This window comes from Clostridium algoriphilum (assembly GCF_020443705.1).
GTDB lineage: Bacteria > Bacillota > Clostridia > Clostridiales > Clostridiaceae > Clostridium_AD > Clostridium_AD algoriphilum.
Genome location: NZ_JAIZZK010000041.1, coordinates 1 through 22,778, shown reverse-complemented (window position 1 = coordinate 22,778; position 22,778 = coordinate 1). Strand labels below are relative to the sequence as shown.

The 22,778-nt window shown below is 29.9% G+C and carries 16 protein-coding genes and 1 rRNA gene; 14 read left to right on the top strand and 3 right to left on the bottom strand.

Annotated elements, in window-relative coordinates:
• Positions 1–22 precede the first annotated feature (22 nt).
• Positions 23–139: ribosomal RNA gene (gene rrf / locus LGK95_RS19335) — 5S ribosomal RNA — on the top strand.
• Positions 140–325: 186 nt separating this feature from the next.
• The gene (locus LGK95_RS19330) at positions 326–1,120 is read left to right on the top strand and encodes an HAD family hydrolase (RefSeq protein WP_226126554.1); all 795 of its coding nucleotides are present in this window, start codon (positions 326–328) and stop codon (positions 1,118–1,120) included.
• Between the two features lie 145 nt (positions 1,121–1,265).
• Here the strand turns inward: LGK95_RS19330 and LGK95_RS19325 are convergent, their stop codons facing one another.
• On the bottom strand, positions 1,266–2,309 hold the full coding sequence (locus LGK95_RS19325) for an aliphatic sulfonate ABC transporter substrate-binding protein (RefSeq protein ID WP_226126553.1): 1,044 nt from the start codon (positions 2,307–2,309) through the stop codon (positions 1,266–1,268).
• A 281-nt stretch (positions 2,310–2,590) separates the two neighbouring features.
• On the opposite strand from LGK95_RS19325, the gene LGK95_RS19320 reads away from it, so the two are divergent.
• From LGK95_RS19320 to LGK95_RS19285, 8 genes are all read left to right on the top strand, one after another.
• The gene (locus LGK95_RS19320) at positions 2,591–3,394 is read left to right on the top strand and encodes a lipid II flippase Amj family protein (RefSeq protein ID WP_226126552.1); all 804 of its coding nucleotides are present in this window, start codon (positions 2,591–2,593) and stop codon (positions 3,392–3,394) included.
• Positions 3,395–3,535: 141 nt separating this feature from the next.
• Complete coding sequence (locus LGK95_RS19315) at positions 3,536–4,507, top strand: DMT family transporter (RefSeq protein WP_226126551.1); 972 nt, start codon at positions 3,536–3,538, stop codon at positions 4,505–4,507.
• A gap of 367 nt (positions 4,508–4,874) precedes the next feature.
• Positions 4,875–7,337: a glycyl radical protein gene (locus LGK95_RS19310; protein WP_226126550.1), complete on the top strand. Its 2,463-nt coding sequence runs from the start codon at positions 4,875–4,877 to the stop codon at positions 7,335–7,337.
• 29 nt (positions 7,338–7,366) lie between these two features.
• Positions 7,367–8,299 (top strand): glycyl-radical enzyme activating protein, encoded by a 933-nt coding sequence (locus LGK95_RS19305; protein ID WP_226126549.1) that lies wholly within the window; start codon positions 7,367–7,369, stop codon positions 8,297–8,299.
• Positions 8,300–8,548: 249 nt separating this feature from the next.
• Positions 8,549–10,939: a sensor histidine kinase gene (locus LGK95_RS19300; RefSeq protein ID WP_226126548.1), complete on the top strand. Its 2,391-nt coding sequence runs from the start codon at positions 8,549–8,551 to the stop codon at positions 10,937–10,939.
• Between the two features lie 188 nt (positions 10,940–11,127).
• On the top strand, positions 11,128–12,291 hold the full coding sequence (locus LGK95_RS19295; RefSeq protein ID WP_226126547.1) for a class I SAM-dependent methyltransferase: 1,164 nt from the start codon (positions 11,128–11,130) through the stop codon (positions 12,289–12,291).
• Positions 12,292–12,373: 82 nt separating this feature from the next.
• Positions 12,374–13,168 (top strand): pyruvate, water dikinase regulatory protein, encoded by a 795-nt coding sequence (locus tag LGK95_RS19290; RefSeq protein ID WP_226126546.1) that lies wholly within the window; start codon positions 12,374–12,376, stop codon positions 13,166–13,168.
• Positions 13,169–13,258: 90 nt separating this feature from the next.
• The gene (locus tag LGK95_RS19285; RefSeq protein ID WP_226126545.1) at positions 13,259–13,822 is read left to right on the top strand and encodes a hypothetical protein; all 564 of its coding nucleotides are present in this window, start codon (positions 13,259–13,261) and stop codon (positions 13,820–13,822) included.
• 268 nt (positions 13,823–14,090) lie between these two features.
• On the opposite strand, the gene LGK95_RS19280 is transcribed toward LGK95_RS19285, so the two are convergent.
• On the bottom strand, positions 14,091–15,446 hold the full coding sequence (locus tag LGK95_RS19280) for a VanW family protein (RefSeq protein WP_226126544.1): 1,356 nt from the start codon (positions 15,444–15,446) through the stop codon (positions 14,091–14,093).
• Between the two features lie 537 nt (positions 15,447–15,983).
• Between LGK95_RS19280 and LGK95_RS19275 the strand changes: the two genes are divergently transcribed.
• The 3 genes from LGK95_RS19275 to LGK95_RS19265 all read left to right on the top strand — a co-directional run bounded on the left by LGK95_RS19275 (position 15,984) and on the right by LGK95_RS19265 (position 18,321).
• On the top strand, positions 15,984–16,166 hold the full coding sequence (locus tag LGK95_RS19275) for a hypothetical protein (RefSeq protein WP_226126543.1): 183 nt from the start codon (positions 15,984–15,986) through the stop codon (positions 16,164–16,166).
• A gap of 94 nt (positions 16,167–16,260) precedes the next feature.
• Positions 16,261–17,208 carry an L-lactate dehydrogenase gene (locus tag LGK95_RS19270; RefSeq protein ID WP_226126542.1) on the top strand — a complete coding sequence of 316 codons (948 nt, stop codon included), beginning with the start codon at positions 16,261–16,263 and terminating at the stop codon, positions 17,206–17,208.
• 153 nt (positions 17,209–17,361) lie between these two features.
• Positions 17,362–18,321, top strand: a complete 960-nt coding sequence (locus LGK95_RS19265) for a 2-hydroxyacid dehydrogenase (protein WP_226126541.1) — start codon at positions 17,362–17,364, stop codon at positions 18,319–18,321.
• A gap of 151 nt (positions 18,322–18,472) precedes the next feature.
• On the opposite strand, the gene LGK95_RS19260 is transcribed toward LGK95_RS19265, so the two are convergent.
• Positions 18,473–20,335 (bottom strand): glycoside hydrolase family 20 zincin-like fold domain-containing protein, encoded by a 1,863-nt coding sequence (locus tag LGK95_RS19260; protein ID WP_226126540.1) that lies wholly within the window; start codon positions 20,333–20,335, stop codon positions 18,473–18,475.
• A gap of 419 nt (positions 20,336–20,754) precedes the next feature.
• Between LGK95_RS19260 and LGK95_RS19255 the strand changes: the two genes are divergently transcribed.
• Positions 20,755–22,224 (top strand): amino acid permease, encoded by a 1,470-nt coding sequence (locus LGK95_RS19255; protein ID WP_226126539.1) that lies wholly within the window; start codon positions 20,755–20,757, stop codon positions 22,222–22,224.
• The last annotated feature ends 554 nt before the right edge of the window (positions 22,225–22,778 follow it).

Sequence of the window (22,778 nt, the reverse complement as noted above, 5' to 3'; positions counted from 1 at the left end):
GAGAGAATATTTATATTCTCTATCTGGTGATTATGGCCTGAAGGTAACACCCGTTCCCATACCGAACACGAAGGTTAAGCTTCAATGCGCCGATGGTACTGCAGGGGTAACTTTGTGGAAGAGTAGGTCGTCGCCAGATTATAAAAAACCACTAAGTTTAACTTAGTGGTTTTATTTTGCATAAATATATTTACAAAAAGTCGATTGTTATTTAATAATCGACTTTTTTGTTATATACTGAGTTATATTGTTAAAAATACATTTTAACAAATTAAATAAAAACATATGATGAAATTATATAATATGAGAAAAAGGAGCAAAAATCATGAAAAAAGCAATATTCTTTGATATAGATGGAACACTAATAAATTGTGTGAACGATATAACTGATATTACTCCAAGAGTAAAAAAATCTATTAAGGCATTACAAGATAAGGGTAACTATATCTTTATTGCAACTGGTAGACCTTATGCATTTATAAGTAAAAAATTACTCGAATTTGGGTTTGATGGATTTGTATTAACTAATGGGGCACAAGTAATAGTTGGAAATGAAGTAATATACAAACAGCAGATTAATAAAGATTCTATAAAAAAAATGGTTGGTAATTTTGAAAAATTTGAAATGCAATACATATTGCAAGGAGATATATACTCATACATGAAGAAACAATACAAAGAGTTGTATTCATATTACGATAGTTTTAGCATCTCTAGAGAGTATATAAAAAGTGAATATAATATTGACAATGTCGATGTTTTTAAAATGGAGATGTTGTGCAGGAATAAAGAAGCCGTAGAATATTGTTTATCATTACAAAATGAAGAATTTGATTGTAATCATAACATATCAGGTAATATATTTGAAATTTATTCTAAAAAGAACACAAAAGCATCAGGAATAATGAGAGCATTAGCGCATTTGAATATAACTATTGAAAACAGTTATGCATTTGGAGATGGTAAAAATGATATAGAAATGCTAGAAGTAGTAGGCTGTGGAATTGCTATGGGGAATGCTAGTGATGAAGTAAAATCTCATGCTAAAAAAATAACATGTGAAGTTGATAATGATGGAGTAGCAGTAGGGATAGAGCGATACATAAATTTAAAACTGTAATATAATTATATATACTAACATAATATCAAAAACAAAGAGTGGATTATATCTCTATATATGAAATACTCCACACTTTGTTTTAAGTTATCTTAGAAATGCTCCATTATTTATATCAATACAAATTATTTTTAATGTTAAATTGAGTTTATTTGATTTGCTCAAGTCCCTTTTCTTTTAAAACTTTATTTAGCACAGTAAGATCAAACAAATCTTTTGTGTCTGGCTCTGATTTTAGGAACCCTTCTTTAACTGAAGATTTAACAAACTCAAGTACTGAGTCCTTTTCTGGATTATTTGTAACTGTTAATCTTTTAAATGCAGCATCTAAAACATCTTTTGGTAATGATTTTTTAGTTAATTCAGTAATTTGTTTATTAACTATTTCCTTAGCTTTAGCTGGATTTTTATTAATATAACTTGTTACATCTACATGATTTTTTATGAAATCCTCAATAATTTGTGGATGATCCTTTAAAAACTCAGTTCTAACAACTACTACAGCAGTAGTATATTTTCCGTCTCTAAATACATCTTTATAATCTAAAATAATATTTGCTTGTGCTTCTTTAATAAGTCTAGAACCCCAAGGTTCTGGTACTATGGCTGCATCTATCTCTCCCTTTTGTAGTAATGTTAAAGTATCCGCATTTGCTGCTTGCCTAACTTCAACGGTTCCACCCTTTGTTTTATCTTTAAGTCCATTTTCAGACAATATATTTCTAAGTGTTAAATCTTGAGTACTTCCAAACTGTGGAACTGTAATTTTCTTACCACTTAAATCTTTTAGATTTTTAATAACTACTCCTTTTCTAGATACAAATATTGCACCGGCATCTGTAGCACCCGCAATGATTTGAATGTCACCTTTTGATTTTGCATATCCATTAATAGCAGGACCAGGTCCTATATAACCTATATCAATAGCTCCTGCAAACAATGCTTCTATTTCTGCTGGACCTGCATTAAATAGCTTCCAATCTATTTTATTCATTTTTCCAATGGCATTTTGAAAACTTCCTTGTTCCTTACCTACAAGTGCTTGTGAATGGGTTATGTTTGGGAAATATCCAACCCTAACATTAACAGCTTCAGTTTCTACTTTTTTTGATGAACAGCCTGATAATCCTCCAATAATTGTAATACCTAGCAATAATACCATTGAAAATTTCAAACCCTTTGAGTTTTTCATTACATATCCCCCTTAATTAAAATGACAGTGTTAACACTATCTTTGTTTTATTTGGAAATTATTAATTATCAAGTATGGTTATACCATTTTCCAATATCCTATTAAACATAATTAATTCGTAGTAATTAGGTATGTTTAATAGGGTATATAATAATTAATATATTAATACTTAAATGAAAGTATGTCAATAGGTTTGAAAATACTTTTATGTTATAATATTTAAGGTATATTGTATTATGGAGAGAATTAGGAAAAAGGCATAGAGAGATGGGTGAAAGTAAATGTCTATACAAGTAATAATTGTTTTAGTTCTTACAGTGATAATTTCTATAATTTCAACGTTAGCTTATTCTGTAAGAATTGTTGGTGTTAGAACAGGGAGAATAGCAGTATCATTTGCAGTATTTAATGTTTTTGCATTAATATCTAGAACTGCAAATAGTATTCAAGCACCACTACTTGCTAAAAAAATTGAAAATACTATAAAAATTGGAGATCCTCAAAGTTTATTAACTACATTTAGATGGATACTATTTTCTACAACTATGGCAACAATTATTGGCTCGGTATTAATGCCAACATTTATAAAAGTATTTGGAAAAGTTGTGGAATCTTTTAGTGTTAATCGTTCCATATCTAAAGTATTATTACATGGTTTTTCGAAATCTGGAATAGAGCAGTTTAAAAGTAGTGTTACAAAACCGAAAAAAGAGAATTTATCACAATTAAAAAGTTTGAAAATGATTCCTAAAAAGATTGTTTTACTTAATACCATAGCATTTTCAATTATGACTGTTGGTGTTTTGGCATCTTTGTATGCAGGATGTTTAAATCCAGAGCTAAGAACAACATGTAGTACATTATCAGCAGTAATAACTGGTATTGCAACAATAATTATGGTTATATTTATAGATCCATTTATATCAATTCTAACAGATGATGTAATAAACGGACAGTGTACTCAGTTACAGTTTGATAGATGTATAATCTTTATAGTTGGAGGGTTAATTGTAGGTACACTTTTAGCACAGGTATTATTAGTCCCAGCAGCGCAAGTAATATCCTTTATAGCTAGACATATTTAAAATATAGAATAATATAGCATTTAGTGGTATTATATAAGTTAATTAAAATTTATTTGTATTTTAATAAAAATGATATCATCTAAGTATTAATAATAATATATTAGTTGAAATATCAAATTTAATGTATTAGAGGTAACAATAATGAAAAAAGGATATTGGTTTATTATTTTGTCTGCATTTCTTTTTAGTACTATGGAAATAGCTTTAAAAATGGTTTCCACTCAATTTAACCCTATACAAATAAGTTTTTTAAGGTTTTTCATAGGATCTATTTTACTATTTCCTCTAGCAATGAAAAGCTTAAGAAAAAGAGGGATTTCCCTAAGTAAAAGTGATTTCAAATTCTTCTTACTTACGGGGTTTATCTTCGTTGTAGTAAGTATGACATTTTACCAACTTGCAATTTTATATTGTAAAGCATCTCTAGTTGCAATTCTTTTCAGTTGCAATCCAGTTTTTGTGGTTACGTTTGCCTTTTTTTTCATTGGAGAAAAATTATATAAGCATACCATTATATCAATGGTTCTAAGTATAGTTGGAATGATATGTATACTAAATCCTTTTAACATGACAATTGGGTTTATGGGCATAGTATTTATTATTATATCTTCAGTGACTTTTGCTTTTTATAGTGTAATAAGCAATAAGAGAAGTGAAAAATTTGGAGGCGTAGTTATAAACTGTTTTACCTTCTTATTTGGAAGTTTAGAAATGCTAGTTCTTATTTTAATAACAAAGTTAAGTTTTGTATCAAGTTTCTTTTCTAGTAATGGTTTAAAGGAATTCTCAAATGTTCCAATTTTTCATGGTATAACTTTGTACAACTTACCTATATTAGCGTATATTAGCATTTTTGTTACTGGATTAGGTTTTACATTTTATACATTAGCTGCGCAAGAGACTTCAGCCTCTACTGCCTCAATAGTATTTTTTATTAAACCTGCCTTAGCACCAATTTTAGCTTTAATAATTCTAAAAGAAGCTATCGAAATAAACACAATAATAGGGATTGTATTTATTATTATTGGTTCGGTAATTAATTTTAGAGCAACAAGTAAGAGGTCTAAGCCCTTTATCAATGAAAGTGGAGTTAATAATAGTAAAGTCATATAAAGTTAATATAGATGTTTATTAACAACTTAATATAACATTGTGTAAAACGATAAAACTAAAAGCGGTAATGCTTTTAGTTTTTTGTTATCTAATAGAAGTTAATTATAACTATTAGCATGAGTTTATAGGTTGTACATAGATTATAGTATAAAACAAGAGTATACTAACGATAAAAGTTGATGTTCTTTATTATGTATACGGTTTTATGACCTTATGGATACATCAACATATTAAAATTAGACAAATATAAAACCACGTCGAAATTCTTGAATAATAAATAATAAAAATAGAATTATCCACAAAGTTACTTCATATTTTTTATTAAAAGTTCAATAATACTCTCAATTAGATCAAGGAGGTTTTTTAAGTGACTAAAAATAGTACAAAAGTAAGTGGAAGAATTCAGAAATTAGCTGATGATTTGTATTCGGTAACTCCTGAAATTGAGGCTGAAAGAGCAAATTTAATAACAAAATCATATAAGGAAACTGAAGCTTATCCTATGATTACAAGGCGAGCTAAAGCATTAGAGAAAATATTAAATGAGATGACAATAGTTATTCGTGATGATGAACTTATTGTAGGAAATTTAACCGAAAAGCCTAGGGCATGCCAGATATTCCCTGAGTTTTCAAACAAGTGGGTTTCACAGGAATTTGATACATTAGCTAAAAGAAAAGGTGATGTATTTCTTATAAGTGAGGAAGTAAAGACAAGCCTTAAAGAAGTATTTGGATACTGGGATGGAAGAACTACAAATGAACTTGCTACAGAATTTATGTTTGAAGAAACTAAGCAGGCGATGAATGCGGGGGTATTTACAGTCGGTAATTATTATTTTAATGGTGTAGGGCATATATGCGTAGATTATGGTAAAATTTTATCTTTAGGATTTAAGGGAATTATTGCACAAGCTGAAGATGAAAAGGCAAGAGCAGATAAATGTGATCCAGTTTATATAAAAAAACAAAGTTTCTTAAATTCAGTGATTATTACAGCAAATGCTACTATAAATTTTTCTAAGAGATTTGCTAATCTGGCAAGGAAATTATCAAGTGAAACTACTAATTCAAGGAGAAAAGAAGAGCTATTAACAATTGCTAGAAACTGTGATAATGTTCCGGAAAACCCAGCTAGAAACTTCCATGAAGCATTACAATCCTTCTGGTTTGTGCAAGCTGTTATACAAATAGAATCAAACGGACATTCAATTTCGCCAATGCGTTTTGATCAGTACATGTATCCATATTATAAAAATGATAATATGACGAGTGAATCAGCTCAGGAGCTTTTAGATTGTTTATGGGTTAAATTCAATGATATTAATAAGGTACGTGATGAATCTTCAACAAAAGCCTTTGGTGGATACCCAATGTTTCAGAATTTAATAGTAGGTGGACAAAACATTGATGGGAAAGATGACACAAATGAGCTTTCGTTTATGTGTCTTACGGCTACTGAGCACACTAAACTCCCCCAACCATCAATATCCATAAGAGTATGGAATAAAACCCCAGATGCATTATTATTAAAAGCGGCAGAAGTTACTCGTTTAGGACTCGGAATGCCTGCTTATTATAATGACGAAGTTATAATACCATCATTAACAAGTCATGGAGTTAGTTTAGAAGATGCTAGAGATTATGGAATAATAGGATGTGTAGAACCTCAAAAGGGCGGTAAAACAGAAGGGTGGCATGATGCTGCTTTCTTTAATACAGCAAAGGTACTAGAAATTACAATAAATAATGGAATGGAAAATGGAAAACAACTTGGTCTGTTAACAGGTGAGTTTGTTTCATTTACAACTTTTGATCAATTTATGGATGCATATAGCAGGCAAATGGAGCATTTTGTTGAATTACTAGCTAATGCAGATAACAGTGTAGATTTGGCTCATGGAGAAAGAGCACCACTTCCATTCTTATCATCAATGGTGGATGATTGTATAGGGCGTGGTAAGTCTCTTCAGGAAGGCGGAGCATATTATAACTTTACGGGACCACAAGGCGTAGGTATTGCAAATGTTGCTGATTCACTAGCTGCAATTAAGAAATTAGTATTTGAAGATAAAAGTGTTTCGCAAGAGGTTCTAAAAGATGCTCTAGACAGCAATTTCGGTGAAACTATAATGTGTGATATTGAAAAGCTAAAATTAGATGACAAGAAAATATTAGTAGAAGATTTGGAATCGTCTAAAGTTATTAACATCGGTAGTTACACTACTAAAGAAAACCTTCGACAAATGCTTTTAAACAGAGCACCTAAATTTGGTAATGATATAGATGAGGTAGATGAATTAGCACGCTTAACTGCAACAATTTACTGCAGAGAAGTTGAAAAATACACTAATCCTCGTGGAGGTCGGTTCCAACCCGGTCTTTACCCAGTTTCTGCAAATGTTCCTATGGGATCACAAACAGGCGCAATGGCAGATGGAAGAAAGGCAGGAGAAGCTTTGGCTGACGGGGTATCCCCAGTTTCAGGAAGAGATAAAAATGGACCAACGTCCGCCGCTAATTCAGTTGCTAAAATAGATCATTGTAGAGCATCTAATGGAACTTTGTTTAATCAGAAATTTCATCCATCAGCAATACAAGGACAATCTGGGTTACAAAATTTAGTAGCGCTGTTACGAACATTCTTTGATCAAAAGGGAATGCATGTACAATTCAATGTAGTAAGCAGAGAGACATTATTAGATGCACAAAAAAATCCGGATAATTATAAAAGCTTAGTAGTACGTGTAGCTGGCTACAGTGCCCACTTTGCTTCATTAGACCAAACAATACAGGATGATATAATAATGAGGACAGAACAAACAATGTAATTTAGAATTAAGATAATTGGAGGTAGAGAATGCCTATATCTGAGCCAAAGTTAAAAACAAAAGGAATAGTTTTTGATATTCAGAAGTTTTCTGTTCATGATGGTCCAGGTGTTCGAACAATAGTTTTCTTAAAAGGGTGTCCATTATCCTGTAAATGGTGCTGTAATCCTGAATCTCAAATAGAGATGCCACAGGTTATGTTTATGGAACAAAACTGCACCGGATGCAAGAGATGTAGCGAGGTTTGTAAGAACTTCGCAATAAATTTTAATTTGCCAAATAGGGTTGACCAAAGTAAATGTGTTCATTGTGGCAAATGCGTTGAAGTTTGTTTCTCAGAAGCTTTAAATATGGCTGGAAATGTAAAATCAGTAAAGGAAATATTAACAGAACTGAGTAAGGACGATATAATATATAGACGCTCTGGGGGTGGGATTACTCTCTCAGGTGGCGAAGCATTAGCTCAGCCAGATTTTACAAAGGAATTACTAAAAGGTTGTAAAGCAAAAGGATTTCATACTGCAATAGAAACATCGGGATTTACAAGTAGAACAGTTTTAGAAAGAGTTTTACCTTGGCTAGATTTAATTATGCTGGACATTAAGCATATGGATTCAAATAAACATAAGGAATATGTCGGACAAAATAATGAAACCATCTTAGAAAATGCTAAAATAATTGCACAATCTGGTAAACCATTAATTATAAGGATTCCCATAATAACTGGATTTAATGATGATGAAAATAATATTAGAGCCACTGCAAAATTTGTAGTTAGCTTAAAGAAGGTGAAAGAAATTCATTTATTACCTTATCACCGTCTTGGACAAAATAAATATGATTACTTGGGGTATAAATATAAGATGCCAGAATTAAAACCACCTTTAGAGGAAGACATGACTTATCTTAAAAAGGTAGTGGAAGCGGAAGGCCTAGTATGTAAAATAGGCGGAATTGAATAAATTATAAAAGTTAAGGATGTCTCAAAAGCAAATTGAGACATCCTTTTAGCGTCACTAACTCCTAACTAACAAAATCATACAAAGTTCCTTTATATTCTAAATTAGTTATATAAATAAAGGAAATTTGTATTTTATGTAGAATATATATAGATAACTTGTAATAAAAAGTAGAAAGTTACATAAAATGCAATTGAATTTCAGATAAACAATTTATAGAATATATTCTTCTCGGGAGGCAATAATTTTTATATGATACAAAATAAATATGCTAAATATTATATCTTATTCCTTTCTTTTATTATCTTTTTTCTCTTTTTTCAAAGGCCTGTTCATGCAGAGAATATAGCTCAGAAAAATGTACTGATTTTAAATTCATATGGAAATGATAGTAATATTACTGCTGGTAATCAATTAATAGACTGGACTGGCCAAATTACATCTGCAATTAATTCAGAATTTATGAATAGCAAAAAAAATATAAATGTTAAAATTCAATACCTTGACTCAGGTTATAATTTCAATGATGAGTTGTCACAGGTGGTTTATAAACTGTTTAAATATAAATTTAGAAATACTAAATTAGATGTCATAATTACTTTAGATGATAACGCATTTAAATTTATACAAGAATATGGAGATTCTCTGTTTCCAAATACTCCGGTTGTATTTTGTGGAGTTTATAATTTTAATAAGTCAATGATTAGTAAACACCCTTTAGTTACGGGGCTTGTAAAGAGTCTAGATATTCAAAGTACTATCAATATTGGTTTAAAACTTCATCCAAGTACTAAGCAAATATTTATAATTACAGGTAAAGACTCAAAAGGGATAATTGCTAAAAATATTGTAGAAGGTTTAGTACCTCTATATAAAGATAAAATTAAATTCCTATTTTATGGTGAGGAGAATATTACTAAACTTAAAGAAAAAATAAATAACCTACCTAAAGATACTATTATTTATTTTGATCCTAATGGAACAATTAAAAATAATAATGGTTATGACATTTCAATTGGTGAAACTGTTGATTCTCTTTTTAAACATGTAAATATACCTATGTATTCTACAGACTATTTATATACTAACAAGCAAAGTGTTGGAGGGGTGGTTACATACGGTGAAGATTTAGGAAAACAAGCAGGTAAATTAGCCTTGAAAATATTGAATGGTGAAAAGGTATCAGATATACCTGTTACTGAGGATTCAGCTCATAAATTTGTATTTAATTATAATAAATTAAAACAATATAATATTGATATGAAAGCTTTACCTAAAGGATCAGAGATAGTTAATAAACCTCATAAATATTATAATATGTCTAAAGGACAAATTGTGAGTGTTGCATCAGCTGTTCTATTTATAATTCTAGGAGCAATAATTTTTGTGATTATCAACATAAATAAACGTAGGCGTGCTGAAACATTGTTATCTGAAAGCGAGAGTTTGTTAAATACATTAATAAATTCTACTACTAATATAATTTACTTTAAAAATGCTAAGGGTAAATTTCTTGATATAAATAATTCAATATTAAAGTTATTAGATATTGATGAAAAAGACTGCATGAATAAGAATACAAAGGAACTTACTAATATATCAACTGATGTAAAATACGTTATGGAGAGTTGGTCAAATAGGGATGAAGAGGCAAAGGAAACGGGAATAGTATATAGAAGTGAAGAAGTTGTAAAAGATAAAAGAGCTAATATTAACAAAATATATGATGCCCTAAGAATACCTTTATTTAACGATGATGGAACTTACAAAGGGTTAATTTTATTAGGATTTGACATAACAGATTCAAAACACAATGAGCAAAATGAAAAGATGATTAAAGAGTTAATAAGTTACGATAAATTGAAAACAAACTTTTTTTCTAATATTTCGCATGAGCTTAAAACACCGCTTAACTTAATTTTTAGTGCACTTCAGGTTATAGAATTAAAAAATAATCCACTTAGAGAAGAGCATGAAGACATAGAGAAATACACAACTATAATGAAACATAATTGTTATAGGTTGCTTAGAATTATTGGTAATCTTATAGATATAACAAAGATTGATGCAGGTGATTTTTCTATATGCATGCAAAATAATGATATAGTAAGTGTAGTAGAAAATATTGTATCATCAATTGTTGTTTATGTTCAAAGTAAAAATATTTCAATTGTTTTTGATACAGAAATAGAAGAAAAAATTATGGCTTTTGATATAGATGCAATGGAGCGAATAATACTGAATTTGTTATCAAATTCAATAAAATTCACACCTAGTGGTGGAAAAATAGAAGTTAATATATATGATAAGGTTAATAGTGTGATTATTGCGGTTAGAGACACTGGAATAGGAATACCTATTGAAAAACAATCTGCTATATTTGAAAAGTTTGTTCAAGTGGACAAGTCTTTATCAAGAAACAGAGAAGGAAGTGGAATAGGACTTTCATTAGTTAAGGACTTAATAGTTATACATAATGGAACTATCCAGTTACAGAGTGCTCCTGGTAAGGGAAGTGAATTTAAAGTGGAGATTCCTGTGAGATTATTACCTATTGACAAAAATTCTAAAAAAAGCAGAGATTTTTCAAGAGAATGCAAAGTAGAACGAATTAAGATTGAGTTTTCGGATATATATGATTAAAAGTGAAGAAACTAAAGCAAACTAAGTAGTGTATGAACTCAAGTTGGAAAACTTGTATGTTATATACTACTTTGTTTTTTTGCTTGATATTAATAATTTATTGTTTTTACGTGTTAGAATTAAATAAAGTGTTATATAATGATATCATTAGCTTGGAGTAAATTCAAAAAAATATGAGGTGTGTTAAAATGGAAGAGTTAAAAAGTGCAATAGATGAAATAGTTAAGCAAGAAATTATTAAATTAGTTATTAGTAATAAAATAAGTAAGGAGTCCCAATACAATAAAATAACATTTGTATTAAAACAGGATGACGTTAAAAAATATTATCAAATAGAAAAGTACACTGATAAACAAGTGTTTCATGAAAATATTGATATAAACAGATTAGGAGATAAACTTTTAGAATTCACAGCATCTAATTATAAACAAGTTGATGCTTGGTCAAATACAACTACATTTGATTTGAAAATATCTAAAAAAGGTAAAGTTCATTTAGGTAAGAAAAAAAGTGATAATGGAACTATGGCTAATAAAGAACATAATAAAGAAAAAAATTATATACTTAAAGAAGGTATGATGATAGAACCTCTTATAGATCTTGGTATTTTTACAAAAGAGGGTAAAGTAATTAATTCAAAATATGATAAATATAAGCAAATTAATAGGTTTGTTGAAATAATTGATGACGAAATAAAGAAAAATGATTACAAGGAACTTACAATATTAGATTTTGGGTGTGGAAAGTCTTATTTAACATTTGTATTGTATTATTATTTTGTAGAAATCAAGAAAATTAATGTAAAAATGATAGGACTTGATCTAAAAGATGACGTAATTAAAAAATGTAATGATATAGCTAAAAGGTATAATTATGAAAATCTACATTTTGAACTAGGAGATATAAATGGATTTAAATATGATAATAATGTTGATATGGTAATTACGTTACATGCATGTGATACAGCCACAGACTATGCTTTGTATAATGCAATAAAGTGGAATACTAAGATGATTTTCTCGGTTCCTTGTTGCCAACATGAATTTAACAGTCAAATTAAAACAGAGTCATTTTCTATATTAACCAAGTATGGAATAGTACAAGAAAGAATAGCAGCTCTTATGACAGATTCAGTCAGGGCAAATCTTTTGGAAAGTGTAGGTTATAAAACTCAGTTATTAGAATTTATAGATATATCAAATTCCCCTAAAAATATATTAATTAGAGCCTCATTATCTAATATTCCTTTAAATATAAAAGAAAAAGCATTATCTGAGGTTAATAGTTTAATGAATCAATTTAATTTGAATTCAACATTGTTTAATTTACTCAAAAATGATAATTTAATATAATTATATATTGTTATTTGAAGATGAATTGTAAATATTTCTAACAAAGTTGTTAGATGTAAAAGAAAGTAGAGGAGATGGATAAATGTTAACGTTATATGCAGTATCAGATTCAATAGGAGAGACAGCAGAACTTGTGGCTAGATCAGTAGCAAGTCAGTTTCCAGGTAGTGTGATAATAAAAAGAATGCCATATATTAAAACAGCTGATGATGTAAATAAATTTATCAATAAAATAGATACTAATTCCAAGGCAATGGTTATTTCAACAATAATAATGATAGATGTAAAAGAATTTCTAGTTCAGAGATGCGTTGAAAAAGGAATATTTGTATCGAATGTTTTAGGACCAGGAATAGGGCTAGCATCAAAGTTATTAGATAAACAGCCAGAATATATTCCCGGGGCAATATGGAACATGGATAATGAGTATTATAAAAGAATAGAAGCTATGGAGTTTGCTATACACTATGATGATAGTCAAGATTATAATGGGATAGTGCATGCAGATGTAGTGCTTATTGGTGTTTCAAGGACTTCAAAAACTCCACTATGCATGTATTTAGCTAACAAAGGAATCAAAGCTATAAATTTACCACTAGTACCTGAAGTGCCTGTTCCCGAAGAACTGTACAATATCCCTGGTAGAAGAATTATAGGGCTCACAATTAATCCTTTTGAGCTTATAGAAATAAGAAAACACAGAATGGATAAATTCAATGGACTTAATTCTGGATTTCAATATGCTAATGATGCAAGAATATTAGATGAGTTAGATTATGCTGAAAAAATAATGAAAAAAACAAGGTGCCTAATAATTGATGTTACTAAAAGAGCTATAGAAGATACGGCCTTAATTATTATGAAAAGCATAAAATAGAGTTAATAGTTAATTGCTTAGAATAAATAGTTAATACCTATAAATAAAATATCAGTGTTTAGTTGATATAGTTGCGAAAGGCGGAACTTCATGGATGAGTTCAAAAAAGAATTAGAAACTATAAATAAATATTTAGAAAATGATAAGTTTAACTCTATTTTCCCTATTTGTGAAAGGATTTTAAAGGGTGATTTTTCTCAAAATCAGAAATCTCAAATATATTTTATATTGGCATGTACATATAAAGAAATAAAAAATTATGAATACGCTCTAGTGAATTATTCAAGTTGTATAAAATGTGATAACAATAAAGAATATGCCTATGTAAGAAAGAGTGAGCTTTTGTATGAATTGAATAGGTTTGAAGCGGCCTTAGTTTGTTGTAAACAAGGACTTCTAATATTTAATCAAAACAGCATATTAATAGAAATTAAAAACAATTGCGTAAAACAACTATGTCAAGTTTCTATAAAAGAACCTATAAATATAGGTAATACGGTTAAAGATAAAATAAAACCTAACCCGTTGAATGTTAAAGTAGAACATGTTGTTAAAAAACAGAAGTTAAACGTGTTAATTATTATAGCATTAGTTTCGGTTTTAGTATTTTTGGCTGCGTTTTTCTTTGCATACAGAGCATACTCTTTAGCATAATTAGTATGCATTCTGATCATTCTCTAATTTGGTGCATTAAATTTAAAGTAAAAATGGCTGGAGTTTATGGAATTTTAGAATGAATTAAGAATATATATTAATGTTTATTAATTTTAAATTTTAAATTGTAAACGTTAATATATATTAAATAAGCTATATTTTTTATAATTTTAATTATGTTTATTAGAGTAAGAATAACTAACGCCATGTTGATATCATCCGAAAGAAATGATATCAACATGGCGTTAGTTATATTATAATAAACAAATTACTTTTTCTTTGTACCTAATCTAATAACTTCAGCTTTTACCTTATAAGCATCGTTAGAAATTAGTTGATGACTAATAACATTACCATTTTGAATAGTATCTTTAAATGTTTTTACCTTATAGCCAACCAAAGGAAATTGATCCTGGACCATTTCACCAACAAGAAGAGTAGGATCATCTATATATTTAGTAGGTCCAGGTTGAACAGTTTCATAGACCTCATTAACCATATTATATGATTTATTATTTAAACTTGAATTAGAATAAATATTAAACGTTAGTATTTTGTTGCTTACAGTACTTTCAATATAAACAGGATATCCTAATGTATTAGTAAATTCATAATCTAATGTACCCCAATCTACAGTTGCATCCATTCCTAAAGGTATATAAGTTGAAGGTATGGAATGATGGTTCCTTTCAGTAGATTTAATGTTTGACCTTATTATTGCATTATATAAGGCTGTAGAAACCTGACATATTCCACCACCATAATCGGTGCTTACTTTTGTACCAATATCAACTGGAGCAGGCTTATAACCTTTAGCTGCAGTTCTTTTACCTACTGTGCCATTAAAACTAAAACTTTGTCCTGGCATTAAAAGCGAACCATTGATACTATTAGTTGCAAGTGTTATATTAGTGGATCTGCCATAAGCGGATGAAGCAAAATTAGAAGAAAAACTTGAAAGTTTTGTATTAACGGTTTGAAGTTTTTCTTTTGTAATACTCGCTTCGACGGTTTGAATTTCTGCTTTAACAGTAATATCAGGAGCCTTTATATCTCCACTAATTTTACCTAAAATTTCTTTTTCAAGTTTTTCATCCATAAGTTTAGAACCCTTTATATCAGAGGTTATAATAAAATTACCACCAACCTTAGTAATGCTTCCATTTTTAGGATCATTATTAATTTCCTTTTTCATAATGGAGATTAGTTCGTTAAGAGGTTTAGGGTTATAAGTGAATTTTATATTAAGTTCTTTACTCACAGGTTTCTTAATTAACTTATATCGTTCGTACATCTTTATGTTCTTACCATAGTTAAAAGCCTCTTGCACTATAGCATCAACATTATATCTTGCATTTATTTTTGTATAATTCAAAGAATATGTCTTTTGCGGTGTTTTAATATATATATTTTTCTTTAGTATAGCAGATGAATACTCTTTATTTACCATTTCTTTAGCTTGCACTAATGTTTTGCCGGATATATCCACATCACCAACTTTAACTCCAGGGTATACAAGACTTGTCCATTTTCTTGTGTTGATATATATATAACCATAAAATCCACTCGCACCTAAAACGACTATTAATAGTAAAACTATTTTTGCTATTGTATTTTTTTTCATAAGTTTAATTATTCCCCCATACTTCATTATGTCTTTATTACCAAATTTTTTATGTTAATCTATATAATGATATATTTTATATTGAAATTATATCATAGTTATTCACATCATTGACTCTTATTCTATTAAAATAGTTAAGTATAGTATAAAACATATATTTTAATCAAATAATTACAAAAAAAATGAATTTTAAGGAGACAATTTCCACTATAATTACTCAAATTATGATACATATATTAATACAAAATTATAACACTTTCTTTAAAGTAACATAATAGTAGGTCTATGCATATAATAATAGTAACAGAAATTTAGCCTAGCGTAATTGCTAGGTTTTTTATAATTCTGTAGGAGCAATACTGAATATTAATCTTAACTAAGATTAATATAACTTGTTTTATGTTACAAATTGTCGTATAATGTATAATAGTGTATAATGATTAGCAATAGTAAAATTGGATATAATGGAAAGAATAGATATAAGAGAAGAAAAGATAGTTAAATAAGAGACCGAAGTGGTTAAAGGTGGTAATAAAAATGTATAAACACGAAATATTATTTCAAGATTATTTAGAACTAAGGAGTAAAGAGTCTAAAAAACATATTGCAGGGTTTGAAGAATATAATGAACCTGGGAAAGAAACAGCAATTAAAGTTAATTTAAGAAATGGTAATTTTTTAACAGTTTATTATAATGGTAGCGATATAGATTGTTGTTAATTTAATTATATAAAGAATAGGACACTCTGTTAATGCAGAGTGTTTTTATTTTATGGTTGATGTATAATATTAGTAAATACGGGGAGGTTTTTATATGAGATCAAAGGGGAATAAAATATCAATAATTGGAGCAGGATTTGTAGGGTCTACTACAGCATTTGCTTTAATGACTAGTGGGTTAGCTTCTGAAATTGTAATTGTAGATATAAATAAGGACAAAGCTGAAGGGGAGGCTATGGATTTATCACATGGCGTATCTTTTGTAAGGCCTATAGAAATAAGTTCTGGGGAGTATGTAGACACGAAAGATTCGGATATAGTAATTATTACAGCGGGAGTTGGTCAAAAACCAGGACAAACTAGACTGGACTGTATTTCCATAAATCTAAAAATATTCAAAACTATAGTTCCCGAAGTTGTAAAATTTAGCCCGAATTCTATATTATTGGTAGTGTCAAACCCTGTGGATATTCTAACTTATATAACATATAAGCTTTCAGGATTCCCAAGTAATAGGGTAATAGGGTCTGGAACGGTTCTTGATACTTCAAGATTTAAATACTTACTTAGTAAGCATTTTGAAATCGACGCTAGAAACATTCATACCTATATAATGGGTGAACATGGCGATTCGGAAATTGCAACTTGGAGTCTAACTAGTATCGCTGGAATGAATGTTGATGAGTACTGCAATATTTGTACTAAAAAGTGCAGTGGAGAGATGAAGTTCGATATATATAAGGAAGTAAAAGAATCAGCCTATACAATTATTAAGAAAAAGGGTGCAACATATTATGCTGTTGCCCTAGCCATAAAAAGAATAGTTGAAGCAATATTAAGCAATGAGAACTCTATTCTTACAGTATCTTCTTTACTAAAAGGCGAATATGGAATTGAAGACATTTATATGGGTGTGCCAACAATTTTAGGAAGAGATGGTGTAAAGAAAATATTGCAAGTTAAACTTAATGAGGATGAAAACAATAAATTATTTGAATCTTCAAAGGTACTTAAAGCGGTTATAAAAGAGTCAAAAATATAAAATTAGAGAAATATATAGAAAACACCAGTAAGGATATTCTTACTGGTGTTTTCTATATATTTCATAAATAGTTATTAGCTACTATATTTTTTTTGTAAATAGTAGTAGTATTGAATGTAATAGTATACAAAGCACTAAAATTAGGAGGCACATATGGAAAACACAGTATTTCTAAATATAGCAAAACTTAACTTTGACAACAAACTTAATTTTTCCTCGATAGTTGAACTGGCTACTTTTACAAAATATGATGAAAGTAGTGATAAAAAGATTCTAGAACGAGTGGAAGGTCAAACTATTATCATTACTAAAGAATTACCTTTGGGTAGAGATTTAATTTCACAATTTCCAGATTCTGTGAAACTGATATGTGAAGCAGGTACCGGGTATAATAATATTGATATAGTTGCTGCAAGGGAAAGGAAGATTACCGTATGCAACGTTCCTAGTTATAGCACCCAAGCGGTCGCTGATTTAGTGATTACTTATATCTTAAATTTTAGTTCCTCATTAATTCAACAGCAAATTATGCTTAAACAGAAAAACTTTAATAATTTCACTAAGCATCTAGAGCTTCCACATTTCGAGCTGCAAGGTAAAACCCTTGGGGTTATTGGTGGTTACGGTGCTATTGGTCGAGAGGTAATAAAAATTGCTTTAGCTTTGGGAATGAATATTAACATATACAGTAGAACTCAGAAACCATGGGATAACTCAAACGTACATTTTGTTTCACTTGAAGATTTGCTCAAACAGAGTGATTTTGTTACACTTCATTGCCCATTAACCTCAGATACATTAAATCTTATTGACAAAGATAAGATAAAGTTAATGAAACCGTCAGCTTTTATTATAAATACTTCTAGGGGACCAATAATAAAAGAAACTGATTTAATTGAAGCATTACAAAATGGAAAAATTGCTGGCGCAGCCCTTGATGTCCAAGACCCAGAACCACCGGAACTAACTAACCCTTTGTTTGAAATGGAAAATGTCATTCTAACACCACATATAGGGTGGAGGCGTTTTGAATCTAGGCAAAGGCTTATAGAACTCATGGCTGTTAATATTAAATCGTTTATTGAAGGAAACCCGGTTAATGTTGTAAATTAATAATTGTCAGGAAATATAGTTTGGACATTTTCTAAGTCTTTAAATATAAATGGTATTTAAAAAACTCCTCCCATTTTATTTTGGAAGGAGTTTTAATATATTAAGATAAACTTAATGTGCTCTTTTATTTAATAACAGATACAATAGTTTGTTAGCAAGCTACCGAACACATTCCTCTTAAGTATTTGCAGGCATAGGCTATAATCTCTCTGATTCTATAGAGTTCACTTTCTTTATTACGTGCCCTCCAAATTTTTGCATAATCACAAAACCATATTTCAAGGTTTTCTGCGAGTTCTCTTGGCATGAATACAGTATCATCTACATCCTTAGAATACTCAGTTTTCAAAAGATTTAAGAAAAAACTATTCACAAGTTGTATTGCTCTTGCTGAAACAATAAATTCTTGCAGATCAAAGGTGTTTATGCAAACTTTCTTAGATAATGTAGTAAATTTAGTTTCTATTTCGCAAGCTAGATTATAACCAGCTAAAATCTGTTTCCAATCAAGCTTATTGAAATTCTCTATAAGGTCTAAATTCTCACTGTGGTTTTCCTTCCATTCGACTAGTTCAAACCATCCCACAACCTGCTTCTTGGATAATTGATTAAGTAATGATACTAGTTCAAGTGAATCGTCACCGTACTCTATTAAAGATAATCCCTTAAATACATTTTCAAATTCTTTCTCACCATCTGGATTCCAAGATAAGGACGCACCGTATGCCATACCTGGAATAGAGCTACTTAGAAAATTTATATGTCCGAAATCACCCCAGTCAGTATTGAGAACACCTGTTGCACCATATTTAACACCATAGGCAACCATTCTTTTTATATTTTCAAAACCTTTATCTACTTTGTTTACAAGTTGATTCCACCCCCATACACCTGGGCATACGTATTGTTCCATGCCCGATTCAGTTATTGCCTTTGTCCCATCTTCATTGGCATTTTCGTTGTAGTCCCAATTAAGACATATGGCATCTTTACTTATATCATTTAAAAGATCTGGATGATGTAGAATTACATCCCCCCAGAACATAACCCTTTTGCCTTTTTTCTTGACTATATCTATTACTTTGTTCAGAAAGTTTACGTATAGTCTTCCAACACCAATTTCAGCGGCTTTGGCTTTGCTTTTACCCTTGCCTAAGTCAAAAGTTTCATCACAGCATATATTGAATGTGTTTGAGCTAAATAGAGGTATATATTGTATTAGCATTTTTTCAACTAGTTTAATGCTTCCTTCATTAGTTGCATCAAGTGTGTGTGAAACCATTCTATTACCAAAAGAATATTCGCCTCCCTCACTGTTATCTAATTCACACAATTCATTGAATGACTTCGATCTAAGTACTTCATACATGTGCCCAAAAGTAGACAATGATGGGATTAACTCAACATGCTTTTTTATACAATATTGATCAAGTATTAATATTTCCTCCGCTGTTAGTGGGTCTTTGTCCATCCATATTTCACTCATTCCTTTAAATGCAAAAGTATGCTCAATGTATAATTGCAATTGATTAATTTTATAAAAAGAAGCCCTGTCAACTAGCTCCATAAGCATTTTTAGTGTTGGTACTTTGCCCCTTGTAACATCATGATAGAAACCACGATTAGTAAAGTAGGGCTCGTCTTTAATTTTGAGATTAGGAAGTATGGAGCCATTTTGCCTAACTATTTGTCTAAATGTTTGTACCCCATAAAATATGCCTATTGAAGTAGCCGCACATATCTCGACATAGTTTCCGGAAATATTAAGGCTGTAAGCCTCATTTTTCCCGGCTACCTTTTTAAAGCGAATAGTGATTCTATCACTATTAAAGTCAAATGATTTATTTATTACTAGCTTAAAGCCTAATTGTTGCTCAATTTCTTCTTGTAATACAATAGCAGCGTTTAAATCATCAAAATCGCATAGATAATCTAAGACTATTTCTGTATCACGTCTAAGCTGCAATGTACCTTCCTTAAGCTCTAAATGTTTTGGACTTGGTATTAAAAACATATTTACACTCCCTAAATTTCTTCGATTATGGTTTGGATTATTACTACTTAATAATTATTAAGTTGATATCTTTCTAAGAATTGTATATAAAATCATCCATAAAATAAAAGCACCCTTTTTATAATAGTTTTGCGAAAAACTTAACATAAAAAGATGCTAATAAAATGAACTAAAAATACTCATATAAAATGTTCATCTATTTCTTTACGTTATACCATTTCGAATAAAAAATCAATAGGCTAAGTGATAATTAAATAGAACTTTATTTATTGATAACAACTACGATAATGGTGTAATATATAATGAATGATGGGAAGGGTTGGAATTATATGCTAATCAAGTATGCTAAGGCATAAATCAACAAACATATTTATACTACTATTTAAGATTTACATAGTGATAAAGTGAGGAGATTTAAAATGGGAGAAATAAAAACAAGCGACGTAAAAACGAGTCAATTAAAAAGAGGATTAAAATCTCGTCATCTTAACATGATTGCTATTGGTGGAGCAATAGGAACGGGATTATTTTTGGCTTCAGGTGGAACAGTAAGTCAAGCAGGTCCTGGAGGGGCATTAGTAGCATATACACTTATAGGAATAATGGTATATTTTTTAATGACAAGTTTAGGTGAAATGGCTACATATATGCCAGTTACAGGCTCATTCGAAACATATGCATCAAGATTTTTTGACCCAGCATTAGGATTTGCTTTAGGTTGGAACTATTGGTATAACTGGGCAATTACTGTTGCAGTTGAGATGGTTGCAGGAGCTATGATTATGAAATACTGGTTTCCAGGAGTACCATCAATTATTTGGAGTATCTCATTCTTGGTATTATTGTTCGGATTAAATATGCTTTCTGCTAAGGCATATGGAGAATCAGAGTTCTGGTTTGCAAGTATTAAGGTAGTTGCAGTTATTGTATTCTTAGTAGTGGGTGTTGCAATGATTTTTGGAATTATGGGCGGTCACCACGTGGGGCTTTCGAATTTCACATTTCTAGACCCAAAGAGTGGTGCTAAAGGACCATTTCCATATGGGGTTAAATCAATATTAATGGTTTTCTTAATTGCTGGCTTCTCTTTTCAGGGAACAGAATTAATTGGCATCGCTGCTGGAGAAAGTGAAGATCCAGAGAAGAATGTACCAAGAGCAATTAAAAGTGTATTTTGGAGAATTATTATATTTTATTTAGGAGCATTGTTTATTATAAGTGCTTTAATACCTTTTACAGAAGCTGGAGTTACGACAAGCTCTTTTACTATTATTTTTCAAAGGGCAGGAATTGCAGGAGCTGCAAGTCTTATGAATGCAGTGGTTTTAACCTCAGTTATTTCTTGTGGTAATTCTGGAATGTACGCAGCTAGCCGTATGTTATATGCAATGTCAAGAGAAGGAAGGGCACCAAAGGCTTTTTCTAAAGTAAATCACAAAGGGGTTCCAGTTAATGCGTTATACATCACTACATTAGTAGCATCTGCATCTTTCTTAATAGGCTTATATGCGCAAGAAACAGTATATATGTGGTTAGTTGCAGCTTCAGGTTTAGCTGGTTTTATAGCATGGGTAGGAATTGCATTATGTCACTATCGTTTCCGTAAAGCATTTATAGTTCAAGGGAAAGATATCAATCAATTAAAATATAAGGCAAAATTCTTCCCTTTTGGGCCAGTTCTTGCACTTGTATTATGCGTGATTGTCATATTAGGACAAGGTGTAACATATTTTACAGCAGATGTACTTGATTGGAAAAATATTATAGCTTCTTATATTGGACTACCTTTGTTTTTGGCATTATGGATAGGATATAAGATAAAGTATAAAACTAAGATTGTGAATCTAAAAGAAGCTAGTTTTAGTACGGAACCAATCCATCATAAATAACTATTTATAATTAAAATTTATATTGTAGAATACAAAAGAGTTGTAATAGAAATCTATTGCAGCTTTTTTTATATCTTCTCATTATAATGAGAAGATATACGATTAATATTTTAATCATATATATATGTCACAAGCATTGGCAATATTATCAATAGTGTCAATATTTAAATTACTTATCCATGTGTATCGAAATGCGAAATATCGAATTATATAAAGCTATATGTTGTAATAGGAAGATAATTTAGTTAGAATGTATTTATAGTGAAATTATACTTTTGTTAATATGATAGAATACATCTTGTCGTCACAAACGAGTGGCACAAAGAGTTAAATGTTAATTGCTAATTAAATAGTTTTTTAATGAAATTAAATTTAAAAAGTTATTGACAAAACAAGAAAAACCTAGTAATATAGTAGAAGTCGTCAGTTGATGGCAAAGCAAATTGGTCTTTGAAAATTAAACAGAGAAATAGGTAAAGAAACGAAATAACATTTTGTTTTAACCAGTTAATTACTTTAGTAAAAGTAATATTTTAGTCGTAAGACTAAAAAGT

What these genes read in the sequence shown, in the direction of transcription:
- LGK95_RS19330 (WP_226126554.1), top strand. Translation starts at nt 326, where the DNA reads ATGAAAAAAGCAATATTCTTTGATATAGATGGAACACTAATAAATTGT.
- LGK95_RS19325 (WP_226126553.1), bottom strand. Translation starts at nt 2,309, where the DNA reads ATGAAAAACTCAAAGGGTTTGAAATTTTCAATGGTATTATTGCTAGGT.
- LGK95_RS19320 (WP_226126552.1), top strand. Translation starts at nt 2,591, where the DNA reads ATGTCTATACAAGTAATAATTGTTTTAGTTCTTACAGTGATAATTTCT.
- LGK95_RS19315 (WP_226126551.1), top strand. Translation starts at nt 3,536, where the DNA reads ATGAAAAAAGGATATTGGTTTATTATTTTGTCTGCATTTCTTTTTAGT.
- LGK95_RS19305 (WP_226126549.1), top strand. Translation starts at nt 7,367, where the DNA reads ATGCCTATATCTGAGCCAAAGTTAAAAACAAAAGGAATAGTTTTTGAT.
- LGK95_RS19300 (WP_226126548.1), top strand. Translation starts at nt 8,549, where the DNA reads ATGATACAAAATAAATATGCTAAATATTATATCTTATTCCTTTCTTTT.
- LGK95_RS19295 (WP_226126547.1), top strand. Translation starts at nt 11,128, where the DNA reads ATGGAAGAGTTAAAAAGTGCAATAGATGAAATAGTTAAGCAAGAAATT.
- LGK95_RS19290 (WP_226126546.1), top strand. Translation starts at nt 12,374, where the DNA reads ATGTTAACGTTATATGCAGTATCAGATTCAATAGGAGAGACAGCAGAA.
- LGK95_RS19285 (WP_226126545.1), top strand. Translation starts at nt 13,259, where the DNA reads ATGGATGAGTTCAAAAAAGAATTAGAAACTATAAATAAATATTTAGAA.
- LGK95_RS19280 (WP_226126544.1), bottom strand. Translation starts at nt 15,446, where the DNA reads ATGAAAAAAAATACAATAGCAAAAATAGTTTTACTATTAATAGTCGTT.
- LGK95_RS19275 (WP_226126543.1), top strand. Translation starts at nt 15,984, where the DNA reads ATGTATAAACACGAAATATTATTTCAAGATTATTTAGAACTAAGGAGT.
- LGK95_RS19270 (WP_226126542.1), top strand. Translation starts at nt 16,261, where the DNA reads ATGAGATCAAAGGGGAATAAAATATCAATAATTGGAGCAGGATTTGTA.
- LGK95_RS19265 (WP_226126541.1), top strand. Translation starts at nt 17,362, where the DNA reads ATGGAAAACACAGTATTTCTAAATATAGCAAAACTTAACTTTGACAAC.
- LGK95_RS19260 (WP_226126540.1), bottom strand. Translation starts at nt 20,335, where the DNA reads ATGTTTTTAATACCAAGTCCAAAACATTTAGAGCTTAAGGAAGGTACA.
- LGK95_RS19255 (WP_226126539.1), top strand. Translation starts at nt 20,755, where the DNA reads ATGGGAGAAATAAAAACAAGCGACGTAAAAACGAGTCAATTAAAAAGA.